Raw genomic sequence first — 17,217 nt, 5'->3', positions numbered from 1 at the left:
TGACGGGGCGATTTGAGATCAAAAGCCAAAGCGCGGCGGCCTTAGAGCCGACCGGAGTTGGGTCTGGTGTACTGGGTTAAAAATGTGGGAGGGGCGGTGCGACGATTCGACTTGCCCCCGATTGCAGTGGGTCAGTACCAAATCCATCAACTGACACTCCCTCATCGGGGGCAAGCCCCCTCCCACATTTGGATCTCCATCCAGCAGGTAGACCTCAGCCTGCTTTTGCTCTGCTTTTGCTCTGGCTTTTGATCTTGATCCTAGGCGCCCCGTCAACCACGCTGGCCGAACGCAGGCTTGAATCCGTGGGTAACCCGGCAGGACGCCGGGTTAGCCGTCCTGGGCCAGGGATGGCCCATGACGGCGGCCCACGGATTCAAGCCTGCGTTCGGGCATACCGAGCCTAGGCGAGGTACCGAGTGGTGGGGCGAAGGCCTTTTGCTTACTTTTGGGCCTTTCCAAAAGTGAGCCGCCGTAAGGGCGGAACCAATATCAGCCGTGACCGCAGCAACGGATATGTACTCGGTCAAACCCAACGACATGGTCGGCCCGAAGGCCGCCACGGAAGCAAGCTCCCTCGCCACAGACCACTGAAAATTGTGTAGATACCCATGCCCCCGATGAGGGCGTGTCAGTTGATGGATTTGGTACTGACCCACTGCAATCGGGGGCAAGTCGAATCGTCGCACCGTCCCTCCCACATTTGATCTGCATACATCAGGTATGCCGTTACCTGAATAACGGATATGTACTCAGTCAACTCAACCCCGACTACCGGCTCTTGTAAGAAATTTCCCAGAGGAGTACAAATGTACTCCATGACGACCCTGACCCCCCGCCGCACCGCCATCCTGACCTTTATCCGCGACCGTATCGCGCAGCAAGGCCAACCCCCCAGCCTTGCCGAGATCGCCGAGGCGTTCGGCTTTGCCTCCCGCAGCGTCGCGCGCAAGCACGTCGTGGCCCTGGCCGAAGCCGGTTTCATCGAGGTCAACCCCAACCAGGCGCGCGGCATTCGTTTGCTCAACCAGCCCCCGCGCCCGGAGTGGCTGGATGTCCCTGTACTCGGCCGAGTGGCAGCCGGCCGGCCCATCGGCGCGGATGCCGACGTGCACAGCCGCCTGCAACTCGACTCCGCCACTTTTGCGAAAACCCCGGATTACCTGTTGCGGGTGCAAGGCGACTCGATGATCGAGGACGGCATCCTCGACGGCGATCTGGTGGGTGTGCGCCGCAGTGCCGAAGCGGTGAACGGGCAGATTGTGGTGGCGCGCCTGGACGGTGAAGTCACCATCAAGCGTTTCGAGCGCAGTGGCGAGCGTGTTCGCCTGCTGCCGCGCAATCCTGCGTATCAACCCATTGTGGTCGGCCCCGACCAGGACCTGGCCATCGAAGGGGTGTTCTGCGGCCTGGTGAGGCAAGGCTGATGGGCGCCGTGGTTGCACTGGATACGCTGTTCAATGGCGGCCGCGTCTGGAAAGGCCGGCCTGTCGCGCCTCCGGCCAGCGTGCAGCCTACGGGGCTGGCGGCGCTGGATGCGGTGCTGCCCACGGGCGGCTGGCCGGAGTCGGCCTTGAGCGAAATCCTGATGGCCAGGGACGGTATCGGCGAACTGCAACTGGTGCTGCCGACCCTGGCGCGATTATCGGCGGCGGGGGAGCGCATTGTGCTGGTGGCGCCGCCCTATACCCCGTACCCCCACGCATGGCAGAACGCCGGGGTGGATTTGCGCCAGCTGTCGGTGGTCCAGGCCGAGGCGCGGGATGTGCTGTGGGCGGTGGAACAATGCCTGCGCTCCGGCAGTTGCGGCGCGGTGCTGTGCTGGCCGCGCAAGGCGGATGACCGCGCCTTGCGTCGCTTGCAGGTGGCTGCGGAAACCGGGCAGACCCTGGCGTTTGCCTGGCGCGCCTTGAGTGAAGCGATCAACCCTTCGCCCGCCGCCCTGCGCCTGGCCGTCGAGGCCAAACCTGCCCAGGTGCGGGTGCTCAAGTGCCGGGGTGGCTTGGCTCATCCGGCGCCGATTGCACTGGCGGGGCACTGAGGTTGCCATGCGCTGGGTGTGTATTGTCTTCCCGCAATTGGCGCTGGACGGGGTGCAGCGCCTGCACCCCGAGCCCGACCAACCCCTGGCGCTGCTGGCCGGCACACCGCAGCGGCGCGTGCTGCAAACCGTCAATGACGCCGCCCGCGCACTGGGCCTGCGCCCGGGGCAATCGCTGACGGCCGCCCATGCCCTGGCCAAGACCTTTGCCAGTGCCGAATACGACCCCGTGGAGATCGAGCGCTGGCAGCAGTTTCTCGCCGCCTGGGCCTACCGCTTCAGCTCCCAGGTCAGTGTGTATTACCCGCGTGCCTTGCTGTTCGAGATCGAATCGAGCCTGGGCCTGTTCGGGCCCTGGCCTCGGTTCGAGGCACGCCTGCGCCAGGAGTTGACCGAGCTGGGCTTTCGTCACCGTATCGTCGCCGCGCCCAACCCGGCGGCGGCGCGGGTGCTGGCCAATCTCTACGATGGCCTGGCCGTGGCCGATGAGGAGGGGTTGCTCCAGGCCCTGGCGCCATTGCCCATCGACCGCGCCGGCCTCGACCCGCAGGCGGCCACCGCGTTGTCGCGCATGGGCCTGCGTACCCTGGCCCAGGTGCAGGCGTTGCCCCGGCACACCCTGGCGCGGCGCTTTGATGCCGGCCTGCTCAAGCACCTCGATGCCTTGACTGGGCAACGGCCGTTGGCCCTGGCGTTCTATCAGCCGCCGGACCAGTTCGATGTGCGCATCGAGTTGAATTTCGATGTGCAATCCCACCAGGCCTTGTTATTCCCCCTGCGCCGTTTGACCGGCGACCTCTCGGCGTTCCTCTGCGGCCGTGACAGTGGCGTGCAGCGTTTCGACCTGCACCTGGAACATGCCGATGCACCGGACAGTGTGATCAAGGTCGGCCTGCTGAGCGCCGAGCGTGAGCCGGCGATGCTGTTCGAACTGGCCCGTGGGCGCCTGGAGCACGTGCAAGTCACCTCGCCGGTGCGTGGTTTTCGCCTGGTGGCCCAGGACCTGCCGGTGTTCGTGCCGCAACGCCAGGACCTGTTCGACGATCGCCCGCAACAGACCCTGCCGTGGGAACAACTGCGCGAACGCCTGCGTGCGCGCCTGGGGGATGAGGCGGTGCAAGGCCTGCGCTTCCATGCCGACCATCGCCCCGAATGCGCCTGGCAAATGGCGGCGGATAAAAGCCCGTGCGCCACCTTGAACAAGGTGCGGCGTCCCGGCTGGTTGCTTGACGAACCGACCTTGCTGGCCGAGCAGGGCGTGCAGATCCTCATGGGCCCGGAGCGCATCGAATCCGGCTGGTGGGACGGTGCCGATATTCGCCGCGACTACTACCTGATCCAGACCCGAGCCGGCCAGCAAGGCTGGGCCTATCGCTGCGTGGGGCAAAGCGATGGGCTGTGGCTGCAGGGCTGGTTCGCATGAGCCCCCATAGGCTGCAACCGGCCCTCTGTAGGAGCGAGCTTGCTCGCGAAAAACCTAAGGGCACCGCGATGACCCAGGGCTCCCGCGTCATCGTTAACGCGCTTCGCGAGCAAGCTCGCTCCTACAGGCGGCGGTGGCCATGAGTTATGCCGAGCTGCACTGCCTGTCCAACTTCAGCTTCCAACGCGGCGCCTCCAGCGCCCTGGAGTTGTTCGAGCGGGCCAAGCGCCAGGGCTACAGCGCCCTGGCGATCACCGATGAATGTACCTTGTCGGGCATCGTGCGGGCCTGGCAGGCGGCGAAGGCGGTGGGCTTGCCGCTGATTATCGGCAGCGAAGTGCGCATCGAAAACGGCCCGAAACTGGTGCTGCTGGTGCAGGACCTCAGCGGCTACCAGCACCTGTGCCGCTTGATCACCGTGGCCCGACGCCGGGCTGAAAAAGGTCGCTACCGCCTGCTGCTGGAAGACTTCGAGCAGCCGTTGCCCGGCCTGCTGGCGCTGTGGGTCGCCGAAGACAGCGACACCCAGGTCTCCATCCACTGGCTGCGCCGTACCTTCGCCGAACGCCTGTGGCTGGCGGTGCACCTGCACTGCGGCCAGGACGATGCGCGGCATCTGGAGCAACGCCTGCACCTGGCCGCCAGCCTGCAGATTCCGGCGGTGGCCTGCGGCGATGTGCATATGCATGCCCGTGGCCGCCGCGCCCTGCAAGACACCATGACCGCGATCCGCCATCACGTGCCGGTGGCCGACGCCGGCACGCGCCTGCACCCCAACGGCGAGCGGCATCTGCGCAGCCTCGACGCCCTGGCCACGCTGTACCCGCAGGCGCTGCTCGACGAAACCCTGGCCATCGCCCAGCGCTGCCGCTTCGATCTTGGCCAGTTGCGCTATCACTACCCGCGCGAGCTGGTGCCCGAGGGCCACGATGCCGAATCCTGGTTGCGCGCCGTCACCGACGAAGGCGTCGCCCGGCGCTGGCCGCACGGGGTCGACGCCAAGACCTTGCAGCAGATCCATCACGAGCTGACATTGATCAGCAAACTGGGTTACGAAAGCTACTTCCTCACGGTGCACGACATCGTGCGCTTCGCCCGCAGCCGGTCGATCCTGTGCCAGGGCCGGGGCTCGGCAGCCAACTCGGCGGTGTGTTTTGCCCTGGGCATCACCGAGATCGACCCGAGCCTGACGAGTACGTTGTTCGAGCGCTTCCTGTCAGAGGAGCGCAACGAGCCGCCGGACATCGACGTCGACTTCGAGCACGAACGTCGCGAAGAAGTGCTGCAGTACGTGTTCCAGCGCTATGGCCGTACCCGCGCGGCGCTGACGGCGGTGGTCAGCAGTTACCACGCCTCCGGTGCGGTGCGCGATGTGGCCAAGGCCCTGGGCTTGCCGCCGGACCAGATCAACGCGCTGGCCGAATGCTGCGGGCGCTGGAGTGACGATGCGCCGCCCCTGGAACGCCTGCGCGAAAGCGGCTTCGACCCGGACAGCCCGATCCTGCGCCGTGTGCTGACGCTCACCCAGCAACTGATCGGTTTTCCCCGGCACCTGTCCCAGCACCCCGGGGGCTTCGTGATTTCCGAATACCCACTGGATACCCTGGTGCCGGTGGAAAACGCCGCCATGGCCGAGCGCACCATCATCCAGTGGGACAAGGATGACCTCGATGCGGTCGGCCTGCTCAAGGTGGATATTCTCGCCCTGGGCATGCTCAGCGCGATCCGCCGCTGTTTCGATCTGCTGCGCCGCCATCGTGGCCGTGACCTGTCGCTAGCGACGATCCCCCAGGAAGACCAGGCCACCTACGCGATGATCAGCAAGGCCGACACCATCGGCGTGTTCCAGATCGAGTCGCGGGCGCAGATGTCGATGTTGCCCAGATTGCGGCCGCAAACATTCTACGACCTGGTCATCGAGGTCGCTATCGTGCGCCCCGGGCCGATCCAGGGCGGCATGGTGCATCCCTACCTGCGCCGACGTAACGAAGAGGAGCCCACCACCTATCCGTCGCCGGAGCTTGAGGCGGTGCTCAAGCGCACCCTGGGCATCCCGCTGTTCCAGGAACAGGTGATGCAGATCGCCATGGTCGCCGCCGACTACAGCCCCGGCGAGGCCGACCAGTTGCGCCGTTCCATGGCCGCCTGGAAACGCCACGGTGGCCTGGAACCGCATCAAGCACGCCTGCGCACCGGCATGTTGAAAAATGGCTACACCGAGGCTTTTGCCGCGCAGATCTTCGAACAGATCAAGGGCTTCGGCAGCTATGGTTTCCCCGAGTCCCACGCCGCCAGTTTCGCCTTGCTGACCTACGCCAGTTGCTGGCTCAAATGCCATGAGCCGGCGGCCTTCGCCTGTGCGTTGATCAACAGCTGGCCCATGGGGTTCTACAGCCCGGACCAGATCCTGCAGGATGCGCGGCGCCATCGCTTGCAGATCCGCCCGGTGGATGTGCAGGCCAGCGACTGGGATTGCAGCCTGGAACCCATCGATGGCCAGCAACCGGCGATTCGCATGGGGTTGCGCATGATCTCGGGGTTTCGCGAAGAGGATGGGCGGCGCATCGAAGCCGCACGTCAGCGCCGGGCGTTCAGGGATATTGCCGATCTGGACGCCCGCGCCGGGCTGGATGCGCGCACCCAGGCGTTGCTGGCGGATGCCGGGGCCTTGCGTGCCCTGGCCGGCAACCGGCATACGGCGCGCTGGGCCGTGGCAGGGGTGCATAAGCAGCTTGGCTTGTTCGCCGGCCTGTCCAGCCCCGATGAGGCGCGGGTGGAACTGCCGAAACCGACGGTGGGCGAGGATCTGCACGCCGACTACGCCATGCTTGGCACCACCCTTGGCCCGCACCCATTGGCGCTGCTGCGCGCCGAGCTGCGTAAACGGCGTTGCCGCAGCTCGAATGAACTGCAGGCGGTGGAGCACGGGCGCACTGTCAGCGTCGCCGGGCTGGTCACCGGTCGCCAGCGCCCCGGCACGGCCAGTGGCGTGACCTTTGTCACCCTCGAAGATGAATTCGGCAACCTCAACGTGGTGGTCTGGCGCGACCTGGCCGAACGTCAGCGCCAGGCCCTGGTGGGGTCGCGATTGCTCAAGGTGGACGGGCGTTGGGAGGCGGTGGGCGAGGTGCGACACCTGATCGCCGGGCGCCTGACCGACCTGACGCCACTGCTGGACGGCATCACGGTGCGCAGCCGGGATTTTCACTGAGGCGGGTAGCGCCGGCGGTGATTACCCCCTAATTTATACAAAATGAAACCATCGCCCCTTGATACGTTCCAAATTTTGCGACCGTCCTTTCTCTGCGCAGAGCCGAACGATGCAATTCTTATCCGACCCCCACGGCTGTGAAGGTTGGGCCGGCGAAATGGCCCAGCGCATTCGCGCATTTGACTGGTCAACCACCGACCTGGGACCCCTTGACCGCTGGTCCACCAGCCTCGCCTGTACCGTGCAGATGATGCTGGCATCCCCCGTGCCCATGGTGATGCTCTGGGGGCCGGCGGGGTACATGATCTACAACGACAGCTATTCGGTGTTTGCCGGTGGCCGCCATCCTTATTTGCTCGGCACGCCGGTGGAGCTGGGCTGGCCGGAAGTCGCCGACTTCAATCGCCATGTGGTGGACACCTGCCTGGCCGGCGGCACCTTGTCGTTCAACAACAAAGACCTGGTGCTGCTGCGCAACGGCCAGCCGGAAACGGTGTGGCTGGATCTTTATTACAGCCCCGTCGCCGGGGATAACCAGCAACCGGCCGGCGTGCTGGCGATTGTGGTGGAGACCACCGCCCACGTGCATTCCGAACGCGTGCGCCAGGAACTGACCCATAACCTGGAGCAACGGGTGGCCGCCGAAGTCCAGGCGCGTTCCGCCGCCGAAGACCAACTGCGCCAGTCGCAAAAGCTCGAAGCCATTGGTGGCCTGACCGGTGGCGTGGCCCACGACTTCAATAACCTGTTGCAAGTGATCGCCGGCAACCTGCACCTGCTGGCCCGCCATGAACCGGAGAATGCCCAGGTGCAGCGGCGGGTCACGGCGGCCATTGCAGCGGTGGAGCGGGGCGCCAAACTGTCCTCGCAACTGCTGGCCTTTGCCCGGCGCCAACCGTTGTCACCGGCCGTGTACAACCCGCAGCGCATCTACGCCGGGCTGGGCGAACTGCTGCAACGTGCGTTGGGTGAAACCATTCATATCGATGTGCAGTTGCCCCAGGATTCCTGGTGCATCAACGTCGATCGCAACCAGTTGGAAAATGCGCTGCTCAACCTGGCGATCAACGCCCGCGACGCCATGAAAGGCGAAGGCGTGATTCGCATCACCGGCGAAAACATCATCCTCAACCCCAAGGATTGCCGCGGCAAAAGCATCAAGCCAGGCGAGTATGTGCGCCTGGCCGTCACCGACATTGGCGTGGGCATGCCGGCAGCGATCCTGTCGCGGGTGTTCGAGCCGTTTTTCACCACCAAACGCGATGGCTACGGCACCGGCCTTGGCTTGAGCATGGTGTTTGGTTTTGTCCGCCAGAGCGGTGGGCATGTGGACGTGTGGAGCGAGGAGGGCAAGGGCACCGTGGTGCAAATGTACTTTCCGCGCAGCCTGGGCGAAGAAGTCCAGGAGACTCACCCAGAACCCGTGCCCCACGACATGGGCCAGGAGACCATCCTGGTGGTGGAGGACAACGAGGATGTGCGGGTGACCGTGGTGGACCTGCTCGAACAGGCAGGCTACACGGTGTTGACCGCTGAAGACGGCGACCGCGCGATGCAAGCCTTGCAGGACGGCGTGCGGCCCGACCTGATCTTCACCGATGTGGTGATGCCCGGCCGTATCAAAAGCACTGACCTGGCCGAGTGGGCCCGCGTCCAATCGCCGCCGGTGGCGGTGCTGTTCACCTCGGGGCACACCCGCGACATCCTCTCCAGCAATCACCTGCTCAGCGCTGACATTCATTTGCTGAGCAAACCCTACAGCCCCGAGGCCCTGACGCAACGGCTGCGCAGCGTGCTCACCGCCAGACAAGGTTGTTCATGACGTCACAGCGCAACATGCCTCCGATCACTGCCCAGCACCTTGGATTCGTAAAGGTGCGCGGCGCCCGCGAACACAACCTGAAGAACGTCGACGTGGACATTCCCCGGGATGCCCTGGTGGTGTTTACCGGCGTCTCCGGCTCGGGCAAATCGTCCCTGGCATTTTCCACAGTGTATGCCGAGGCCCAGCGCCGCTATTTCGAATCGGTGGCGCCCTATGCACGGCGCCTGATCGATCAGGTCGGCGTGCCGGATGTCGACAGCATCGAAGGTCTGCCGCCCGCCGTGGCGTTGCAGCAGCAGCGCGGCACGCCGAGTGCGCGTTCCTCAGTGGGCAGTGTGACCACCCTCTCGAGCCTGATCCGCATGCTGTATTCGCGTGCCGGCAGCTACCCGCCGGGACAGGCGATGCTGTATGCCGAGGACTTTTCGCCGAACCTGCCCCAGGGCGCGTGCCCGCAATGCCATGGCCTGGGCCGTGTGTATGAAGTGACCGAGGCGCTGATGGTGCCCGATCCGTCCCTGACCATCCGCCAGCGCGCGGTGGCGTCCTGGCCCCTGGCGTGGCAGGGCCAGAACCTGCGCGACATTCTCGTGACCCTGGGCTATGACGTGGATGTTCCCTGGCGCGACCTGCCGAAAAAACAGCGCGACTGGATCCTGTTCACCGAAGAAACCCCCACCGTACCGGTGTATGCCGGTTTCACCCCGGCGCAAACCCGCGATGCACTGAAACGCAAGCTGGAGCCAAGCTACCAGGGCACGTTCAGCGGCGCGCGGCGCTACATCCTGCACACCTTCACCCACACCCAAAGCGCGCTGATGAAGAAGCGCGTGTCGCAGTTCATGCAGGGCAGCGCCTGCCCGTTGTGCGAGGGCAAGCGGCTGACCCGGGCGGCGCTGTCGGTGAAGTTTGCCGGGGTGGACATTGGCGAGTTGTCGCAACTGTCATTGACGCAATTGGCCGCGTTGTTGCGGCCGGTGGCGGCGGGGCAGGACAAGATGAAGCTGTCGGTGGAAAAACGCCTGGCGGCCCAGCGCATCGCCGAGGATCTGCTGGAGCGGGTCAGTACCTTGATCGAATTGGGGTTGGGCTATCTGTCCCTGGAGCGCAGCACGCCGACCCTGTCGTCAGGGGAGTTGCAGCGCCTGCGCTTGGCCACGCAATTGGGCTCGCAGTTGTTCGGCGTGATCTATGTGCTGGATGAGCCCTCGGCAGGCTTGCATCCGGCAGATGGCGAAGCGTTGTTCACCGCGCTCGAACGCTTGAAAGCGGCGGGCAATTCGTTGTTTGTGGTGGAGCATGACCTGGAAACCATGCGCCGCGCCGACTGGCTGATCGATGTGGGCCCGGCCGCCGGCGAGCATGGCGGGCACGTGCTGTACAGCGGGCCACCGGCCGGTCTGGCGGACGTTGAGGCGTCGCAGACCCGGGCCTATCTGTTCGCCGACAAGCGCCCTGGGAACCCGGCGCGCCGTGAACCCAGCAACTGGCTGAGCCTGGAAGGCGTGACGCGCAATAACCTCAAGGACCTGAGCGTGGATGTCCCGTTGGGTTGCTTTACGGCGGTCACCGGTATTTCCGGCTCGGGCAAGTCCAGCCTGGTCAGCCAGGCGCTGCTGGAACTGGTGGGCAGCGGCCTCGGCAGCCGGGTGGAAAACGACGAAGAGCCGAGCCTGGAAGACGACGCCCCGCAAATCAGCGGCGGGCGCATCAGTGCCGGTCTGGAGCACATTCGCCGCCTGGTGCAGGTGGACCAGAAACCCATCGGCCGCACCCCGCGCTCCAACCTGGCGACCTACACCGGTTTGTTCGACAACGTGCGCAAGTTGTTTGCCGCCACGCCAGCGGCGAAGAAGCGCGATTACGACGCCGGGCAGTTCTCCTTCAACGTCGCCAAGGGCCGTTGCCCGAACTGCGAAGGCGAGGGCTTTGTCAGCGTCGAATTGCTGTTCATGCCCAGCGTCTACGCCCCGTGCCCGACCTGCCACGGCGCGCGCTACAACCCTGAAACCCTGGCCGTCAAATGGCAAGGCCTGAGCATCGCCCAGGTGCTGGGGCTGACAGTGGAACAAGCGGTGGAGGTGTTCGCCGAGCAACCTGGGGTACTGCGTTCACTGCACGTGCTGCGGGATATCGGCCTGGGTTACCTGCGCCTTGGGCAGCCGGCGACGGAACTGTCCGGCGGCGAAGCGCAACGCATCAAACTGGCCACCGAGCTGCAACGCAATGCCCGTGGCGCGACGTTGTATGTGTTGGACGAACCCACCACCGGGCTGCATCCGCGGGATGTCGACCGCCTGCTCAGTCAGCTCAATCAACTGGTGGATGGGGGGCATACGGTGGTCGTGGTGGAACATGAAATGCGTGTGGTGGCCCAGAGTGACTGGGTGATCGACATCGGACCGGGGGCCGGGGACCTGGGCGGCAAGGTGGTTGCCAGTGGGACACCGCAGAAGGTGGCCAAAAACAAAACCAGCCGCACCGCGCCATTCCTGGCCCGAGAGCTGCTCTGACAAGCGATGTAGTCCAAATGTGGGAGGGGGCTTGCTCCCGATGAGGGAGTGTCAGTCGCTAATAATTTGACTGAGCCACCGCCATCGGGGCATAGGTATCTACACAATTTTCAGAGACCGGCGAGTTCCCCTGTGGCGAGCGGGCTTGTCCCGCGTTGGGCCGCGTAGCGGCCCCAAAACAGCCGCTATGGAGTTTCTGATACACCGCATTCTGCTTTACTGGGGCTGCTGCGCAGCCCAACGCGGGACAAGCCCGCTCACCACAGAGTTATGTGTCAGCCTTTAAGAGTTGTGTAGATACCTATGGCCATCGGGGGCAAGCCCCCTCCCACATTTTGCTCAGCGTTAGGTCAGTTGGATCTGTGCCCTGGCCTGCTTCACCACATTCTCAACCGTAAACCCGAACTGCTCCTGCAACTTCGCCAGCGGCGCCGATGCGCCGAAGCTGTTCATCACTACCTTGGCGCCGGTCTGGCCGACATAGCGGTCCCAGCCTAGTGGCCCGGCCTGTTCCACCACTACCCGGGCCTTCACTGCCGGCGGCAACACGCTGTCGCGGTAGGCCTGGTCCTGGTCTTCGAACAGTTCCCAGCTGGGCATTGATACCACCTGCGCGGCAATCCCTGCGCTTTTCAATTGCTCATACGCGGCCACCGCCAGGCTGACTTCACTGCCGCTCGCCAGCAGAATCACCTGAGGATCATCCGCCTTCGCCAGCACATAGGCGCCCTTGGCCGCCCCCGATGCCGCCGCGTACTGGGTACGATCCAGCGTCGGCAGGGGCTGGCGGGACAGTATCACGCAACTTGGCCGGTGGGTCTGCGCCAGCGCGACCTTCCACACTTCCAGGGTTTCATTCGCGTCGCCCGGGCGCAGGGTCAGCAACCCCGGCGTGGCGCGCAGTTGGGTCAGGTGTTCGATGGGCTGGTGGGTCGGCCCATCTTCGCCCACGCCAATCGAGTCATGGGTAAACACGAACACCACCGGCAACTCCATGATCGCGGCCAGGCGTATCGGCGGCTTCATGTAGTCGCTGAACACCAGGAACGTCGAGGTGTACGGCCGCAGGTAGGACAGCGCCATGCCGTTGGCAATCGCGCCCATGGCGTGTTCGCGGATGCCGAAGTGCAGGTTGCGCCCGCTGTAGTCGTCGGCACTGAAACGCCCGGCACCGTCGAAGGTGAGGTTGGTCTTGGTCGAGGGCGACAGGTCCGCCGAGCCGCCGAGCAGCCACGGGATCTGCCGGGCAAAGGCATTCAGTACTTCGCCACCGGCGGCACGGCTGGCCACGCCCTTGCCGTCGGGGTCGAAACCGGGCAGGTCATCCTGCCAACGCTCCGGCATTTCGCCGGCACGCATGCGGCGCAACTCCTCGGCCAGTTCCGGCTCGTGCTGCTGCAGCTGCGACAGGCTGTGCTGCCAGGCGTCATATAACGGCTGGCTGCGCTCCAGCAGGGCGTCACGCAACACCGTGCGGGCCTCATCGGGGACCAGGAAGCTGGAATCCTGCGGCCAGCCATACGCGGCCTTGGTCAGGCGGATTTCCTCATCGCCCAACGGCTCGCCATGGGCGGCGGCGGTGTTGTGTTTGTGTGGCGAACCGTAGCCGATCACGCTGTCGACCACGATCAGGGTCGGCGCGCCGGTGTTGCCCTTGAAGGTGTTCAGCGCCTCGCTCAAGGCCTGCAAGTCATTCGCGTCGGTCACGTGCACGGTGTGCCAGCCATAGGCCTGGAAGCGCTTGATCACGTCCTCGCTGAAGGCCAGCTCGGTGTGGCCTTCGATGCTGATGGTGTTGTTGTCGTAGATCCAGCACAGGTTATCCAGCTTCAGGTGCCCGGCCATGGACGCGGCTTCGCTGCTGATGCCCTCCATCATGTCGCCGTCGCCGCACAGGGTGTAGACGTTGTAGTCGAACAGCACCTGGCCGTCGCGGTTGAAACGCTTGCCCAGCCAACGCTCGGCCATGGCCATGCCGACACTGTTGGCGCAGCCCTGGCCCAGCGGCCCGGTGGTGGTTTCCACGCCGGTGGTCATGCGGTACTCGGGGTGGCCGGGGGTCTTGGAACTCATCTGGCGGAACTGCTTGATATCGTCCAGGCTGATCGCCGGTTGCCCCGAACGTTTGCCGTGGGCATCGATCTCGACCACACCGGCCAGGTGCAGCAGCGAATACAGCAGCATCGACGCATGCCCCACCGACAACACAAAGCGGTCACGGTTGGGCCAGTCGGGATGCTCGGGGTGGTAGCGCAGGCAGCGGCTCCACAGCGTATACCCCACCGGCGCCAGGCCCATGGGCGTGCCGGGGTGGCCGGAGTTGGCCTTCTGCACGGCGTCCATGGCCAGGGTGCGCAGGGTGTTAATGCATTGGGTGTCGACAGCGGTGGCAGCATGAGTCATGAAACCGTTCTCCCTCGGGTGGCGATCTACAGTGGAGGGCTGGGTGTGGCAAAGGTTTGATCCCATTGCCCGCGCCACGACGAACGGGGATGGATTGACCCTGAACATGACAAGACCGGCTGGAATGGGCTAGCTTCAAGGGGGTAAGCCATTGATCAACATGCGGAGGTACGCCATGCCAGTGAAACACGACCTGTATCAGGATTTGGGGTTGAGCAAGGAAGCCGTTCACGAACGCAGGGCGAACGACAAACGCCTGGACTCGCTGTTCACTCAATACGATGCGGCCGATGGGGAGGTGCTGAAGGCGGAATCGGCCAAGGCCAGCGATGAGGAGGTGGAGAAGCTGAAGAAGAAACGCCTGTTGGTCAAGGACGAGATTGTGGGGCGATTGGGTTAAATGAAAATCTTGACCCACCGGTAGGAGCGAGCTTGCTCGCGAAGAACGTCAACGATTACGCAGCTCTTCTGATTTAACGCGGCGTTCTCAAGTTTTTCGCGAGCAAGCTCGCTCCTACAAAAAGCACAGCGTATTTATTCAGGATTGTCTTAGGGACATCATTCACGCCACTGTCTATGATCCCGCTCGCCCACCCGGCTCAGGGGACTGTTGCGGCGCAAGGATTGCGCCGGTGAGCCGGGTGGGCCCTCTCCGTTTTTACACCAGCAGTGTCCGGGTGCATTCATCTATGGAGCGCTGCTGCGTCTCGCCATACACCTTCAATTCATCGACAGTCGTGCGCCCCAGGGCCTTCTCGAATTCGGCCTGGTTCGAATTGGCCGCGTAGTGACTCTGCGCCCCATCCCCCAGGTTCGACTGGAAAATCCCCGCCGCACTCACTGGCAGGAAATCCTCATACACCAAGGGTTCGACAGCCACATGGCCGGCGGCGACCAGTGCCTCCAGTGTGCGCGGTTGATCGGCCTGGCCGCGTGCCGCCAGGCCTTTCTCCGTGGCGAAGTAGCGGAAGTAGGCCAGATCCTGCTCACGCATCTGCCCGTGGTTATCCGGGAAGGCCTGGAAGTGCTGCTCCATCAACTGCATGTAGCGCGCGGCATTGCCCTCGTTGGGGAAGGCGCCCAGTTCGTCGCGCGCGGCATTCAGCAGTTGGTCGTACAGCGCGCGGCCCTTGGGCGTCAGCGCCACGCCACGCTGTTCGATTTCGCCGAAACGCGCGCTATGGCTGCCCTGGGCATCGGTGAAGGCGATGGGTTCGTCGAGGGCCTTGAAGCTGGTCTGGCGCAACAGGATCGGGCACTGGCGGCGGGGCGGCCCTTCGATCACGGCCTTGGGGGTGATGCCCTTGCCGGGCATGGCGGCCTGGACCTGGTCGATGTCCAGGGTGCGCGGGGTCAGGTGGTTGATGTGCGGGCCCTTGAAGGCCACCACGTCGGCGATCAGGCGGTGCTGGTCGCTGAGTTGCTGGTACTGCGCGGCGGTCACGGTCGCGGTGTGGTGCCAGCGGAAGGTTTCCAGGGCCTGGCGCACAAACTCATCGGCATCCGCAGCGTTGAGGCCACCATCCTTCTCCGCTTGTTCGATCAGCGCCAGGGCGCGGGGAGTGAATATCGAGCGCTTGGCCAGGGCGGCTTCGGCAAACCCGCGCAGCTCGGGGTTTTCGATCAGCTCCAGGCGCAGCAATGAGGTAAACACGCGAAACGGGCTGGTCTGCAGCGCGCTTTCGTGCACGGCGCGGAACGCCGTGGAATGCACCGGGACGCCGGCAGGGGTCAGGTCGTAGTAACCCACCGGCTGCATGCCCATCACCGCGAACAGGCGGCCGATGGTCGCCAGTTCCGCCGCGGTGCCGAGGCGGATGGCGCCATGGCGCTCCATGTCCAGGCGCTGGATCTCACCGGTGCGTTGCAGCTGTTGCGCCAGGCCCGGTTCGCTGGCGAATACGCGGGCGTTGGTGGCGGCGACCAGCTCCATCAGTGCGCCATACAGCGGAACTTCATCTCGGTACATGTCGGACATGGCCTTGGAAAAGCCCTTGCGGATCTCGTCGGGGCTGACATGTGCGGTGCTGTGCATAGAAAAATTCCTGATGACGATGCTGATGGGCGCGGCCGATACCTGGATTTTGTTGGGCTGTGGGCGGGCGTGCAAACGAAGAATCCTCTGGACTTCATTCTGCAAATGAATGAAATGACGTGAATATGACAAAAAACGGCGGCAGGGAAATTTCATTTTCCAGGCCCTTTTCTAAAGAAAGCTTCACGAGGTCCGCCCTGGCCGGCATGAAAGAATCGTCACGTTTGCAGAGCCGACAGTGGGTTTGCACGCCAAACACGATAAAAAAACATTCAGGGGCCGCAGTTAATGAAAATTTCTACACTGGCGCTGTCGATCACCGCCGCCGTTCTTGCACAACAGGCTTACGCTGATGACTTCGGGCTCGGCTCGCTGGGCACAGGCAATGGCCACAGCGGCTTTCTCGAAGACAGCCATGCGTCCGTCAGTTCGCGGACCATGTACTACAGCGCAGATAACCGCTCGGGCACCAACAACGACTTGCGTGAAGCGGCCACCGCGCTGCGTTTCGACTACAAATCCGGCTTCACCCAAGGCACCGTTGGCCTGGGTTTCGACGTGATGGCCTTCGGCGCCCTGCGTCTGGACGGCGGCGATGGTCACACCGCAGGCCCGGGCCTGGCGGGTAATGGCAACAGCTTCTTCCCGACCAAAAACAACGGCACCGAGCCGGCCGATGCCTTCGGTCGCGCGGCCGGCAACGTGAAGTTCCGCATTTCCCAGACCGAGTTGCATGTCGGTGGTGGCCTGGCGCCGGTGTTGCCGATCCTGGTCTCCAACGACAGCCGCGTGGCGCCGCAAACCTTTGACGGCGGCATCCTCACCTCCAACGATATTCCCAACGTCACCTTCACCGGCGGCGAGCTGAACCGCGCCGAAGGCCGTGCCTCCAGCAACTCCACGGGCTTGAGCGTGGCCGGCGGTACGCGCGACAGCGACAGCTTCAAGTTCGGGGGGGTGGACTACAAGCCGTTTGGTTCGTCCGACAACGCCATCGCAAAAAACCTGACGTTGCAGTACTACTACGCCCAGTTGCAGGACTTCTACAAACAGAACTACGTCGGCCTGGTCCACGTGCTGCCCCTGGGCAACGACCAGTCGTTCAAGACCGACCTGCGTTACTTCGACAGCAGCAGCGACGGCAAGAATGGCGAGAGTGGCTACCAGTTCAACAACAACGGCGGCTACGCCAAGCACGCCAACGAAGTGGACAACAAAACCTACAGTGCCGCGTTCACCTACCAACTGGGCGGCAGCAGCCTGATGCTTGGCCACATTGGCGTGGGTGACGATGGTGGTTTTGTCTGGGTCAACCAGGGCAGCCTTGCCGATCCCCACGCCCAAGGCGCCGGCGGCAGCGACTTCTACCTGTTCACCGATGCGGTGGTGGGCCAGTTCTCCCGGGCGGGCGAGCAGGTCAACTTCGGGCAGTACGCGTATGACTTCAAGGCCTACGTGCCGGGCCTGAAAGCGTCCGTGGCCTACCTGGACGGTACGGATATCAAGTCGAAGGTCGCCGGTGGCCCTGACCAGAAAGAAAACGAAACCGACTTCCGCCTGGACTACGTGGTGCAGGCCGGTCCTCTGAAAGGCTTTGGTACCACCTTGCGTACCGGCACCTATCACGGCAAAAACACCGGCACCGCCGACCAGGACCAGACCCGCCTGATCTTCAACTACACCTACGCCATCTTCTAAGTCTTCATGTGCACCCGGGCGTCATTGGGCTCTACACTGCTCCTCACCTGGTAGGCGATGGAGGACCC

General features: G+C 64.1%; 10 protein-coding genes. 8 read left to right on the top strand and 2 right to left on the bottom strand.

Translation table 11 applies throughout. From position 1 onward, the window contains the following. Positions 1-809 precede the first annotated feature (809 nt). The 6 genes from lexA to uvrA all read left to right on the top strand — a co-directional run bounded on the left by lexA (position 810) and on the right by uvrA (position 11,013). Positions 810-1,427, top strand: coding sequence for a transcriptional repressor LexA (lexA, locus tag BFQ01_RS24115; RefSeq protein WP_065927188.1), 618 nt, complete (start codon positions 810-812; stop codon positions 1,425-1,427). Further along, positions 1,427-2,041, top strand: coding sequence for a translesion DNA synthesis-associated protein ImuA (gene imuA, locus BFQ01_RS24110; RefSeq protein WP_065927187.1), 615 nt, complete (start codon positions 1,427-1,429; stop codon positions 2,039-2,041). Before lexA ends, imuA begins: the two co-directional genes overlap by 1 nt. 7 nt (positions 2,042-2,048) lie before the next feature. Beyond that, entirely contained in the window at positions 2,049-3,464 is a 1,416-nt protein-coding gene (locus tag BFQ01_RS24105; protein WP_065927186.1) for a Y-family DNA polymerase, read from the top strand. Positions 3,465-3,603: 139 nt separating this feature from the next. After that, on the top strand, positions 3,604-6,675 hold the full coding sequence (locus BFQ01_RS24100; protein WP_065927185.1) for an error-prone DNA polymerase: 3,072 nt from the start codon (positions 3,604-3,606) through the stop codon (positions 6,673-6,675). A 109-nt stretch (positions 6,676-6,784) separates the two neighbouring features. After that, on the top strand, positions 6,785-8,497 hold the full coding sequence (locus BFQ01_RS24095) for an ATP-binding protein (RefSeq protein WP_065927184.1): 1,713 nt from the start codon (positions 6,785-6,787) through the stop codon (positions 8,495-8,497). Further along, positions 8,494-11,013 carry an excinuclease ABC subunit UvrA gene (uvrA, locus tag BFQ01_RS24090; RefSeq protein WP_065927183.1) on the top strand — a complete coding sequence of 840 codons (2,520 nt, stop codon included), beginning with the start codon at positions 8,494-8,496 and terminating at the stop codon, positions 11,011-11,013. The genes BFQ01_RS24095 and uvrA overlap by 4 nt, the downstream gene beginning before the upstream one ends. 345 nt (positions 11,014-11,358) lie before the next feature. Here the strand turns inward: uvrA and tkt are convergent, their stop codons facing one another. Then, positions 11,359-13,416 carry a transketolase gene (gene tkt / locus BFQ01_RS24085; protein ID WP_065927182.1) on the bottom strand — a complete coding sequence of 686 codons (2,058 nt, stop codon included), beginning with the start codon at positions 13,414-13,416 and terminating at the stop codon, positions 11,359-11,361. A 175-nt stretch (positions 13,417-13,591) separates the two neighbouring features. Here tkt and BFQ01_RS24080 point away from each other — a divergent pair, with 175 nt between their 5' ends. Further along, a complete protein-coding gene (locus BFQ01_RS24080) occupies positions 13,592-13,816 on the top strand; it encodes a DUF465 domain-containing protein (protein WP_027608652.1) in 225 nt (74 codons plus the stop codon). A gap of 258 nt (positions 13,817-14,074) precedes the next feature. Here BFQ01_RS24080 and BFQ01_RS24075 read toward each other — a convergent pair whose 3' ends face one another. Next, a complete protein-coding gene (locus BFQ01_RS24075; RefSeq protein WP_065927181.1) occupies positions 14,075-15,451 on the bottom strand; it encodes a 2-oxoadipate dioxygenase/decarboxylase HglS in 1,377 nt (458 codons plus the stop codon). A 288-nt stretch (positions 15,452-15,739) separates the two neighbouring features. Between BFQ01_RS24075 and BFQ01_RS24070 the strand changes: the two genes are divergently transcribed. Next, entirely contained in the window at positions 15,740-17,149 is a 1,410-nt protein-coding gene (locus BFQ01_RS24070) for an OprD family outer membrane porin (protein WP_065927180.1), read from the top strand. Positions 17,150-17,217 lie beyond the last annotated feature (68 nt).

The sequence above is a fragment of the Pseudomonas sp. 8 R 14 genome (assembly GCF_900005955.1).
In the GTDB taxonomy this organism is placed as follows: Bacteria; Pseudomonadota; Gammaproteobacteria; order Pseudomonadales; family Pseudomonadaceae; genus Aquipseudomonas; species Aquipseudomonas marginalis.
Note: the sequence above shows the minus strand (reverse complement) of the source record. Positions and strands in the feature narration are given on the sequence as shown.

Coding starts and splice junctions, on each gene's coding strand:
- BFQ01_RS24080 (WP_027608652.1), top strand. CDS start 13,592: ATGCCAGTGAAACACGACCTGTATCAGGATTTGGGGTTGAGCAAGGAA.
- tkt (WP_065927182.1), bottom strand. CDS start 13,416: ATGACTCATGCTGCCACCGCTGTCGACACCCAATGCATTAACACCCTG.
- uvrA (WP_065927183.1), top strand. CDS start 8,494: ATGACGTCACAGCGCAACATGCCTCCGATCACTGCCCAGCACCTTGGA.
- lexA (WP_065927188.1), top strand. CDS start 810: ATGTACTCCATGACGACCCTGACCCCCCGCCGCACCGCCATCCTGACC.
- BFQ01_RS24075 (WP_065927181.1), bottom strand. CDS start 15,451: ATGCACAGCACCGCACATGTCAGCCCCGACGAGATCCGCAAGGGCTTT.
- imuA (WP_065927187.1), top strand. CDS start 1,427: ATGGGCGCCGTGGTTGCACTGGATACGCTGTTCAATGGCGGCCGCGTC.
- BFQ01_RS24095 (WP_065927184.1), top strand. CDS start 6,785: ATGCAATTCTTATCCGACCCCCACGGCTGTGAAGGTTGGGCCGGCGAA.
- BFQ01_RS24070 (WP_065927180.1), top strand. CDS start 15,740: ATGAAAATTTCTACACTGGCGCTGTCGATCACCGCCGCCGTTCTTGCA.
- BFQ01_RS24105 (WP_065927186.1), top strand. CDS start 2,049: ATGCGCTGGGTGTGTATTGTCTTCCCGCAATTGGCGCTGGACGGGGTG.
- BFQ01_RS24100 (WP_065927185.1), top strand. CDS start 3,604: ATGAGTTATGCCGAGCTGCACTGCCTGTCCAACTTCAGCTTCCAACGC.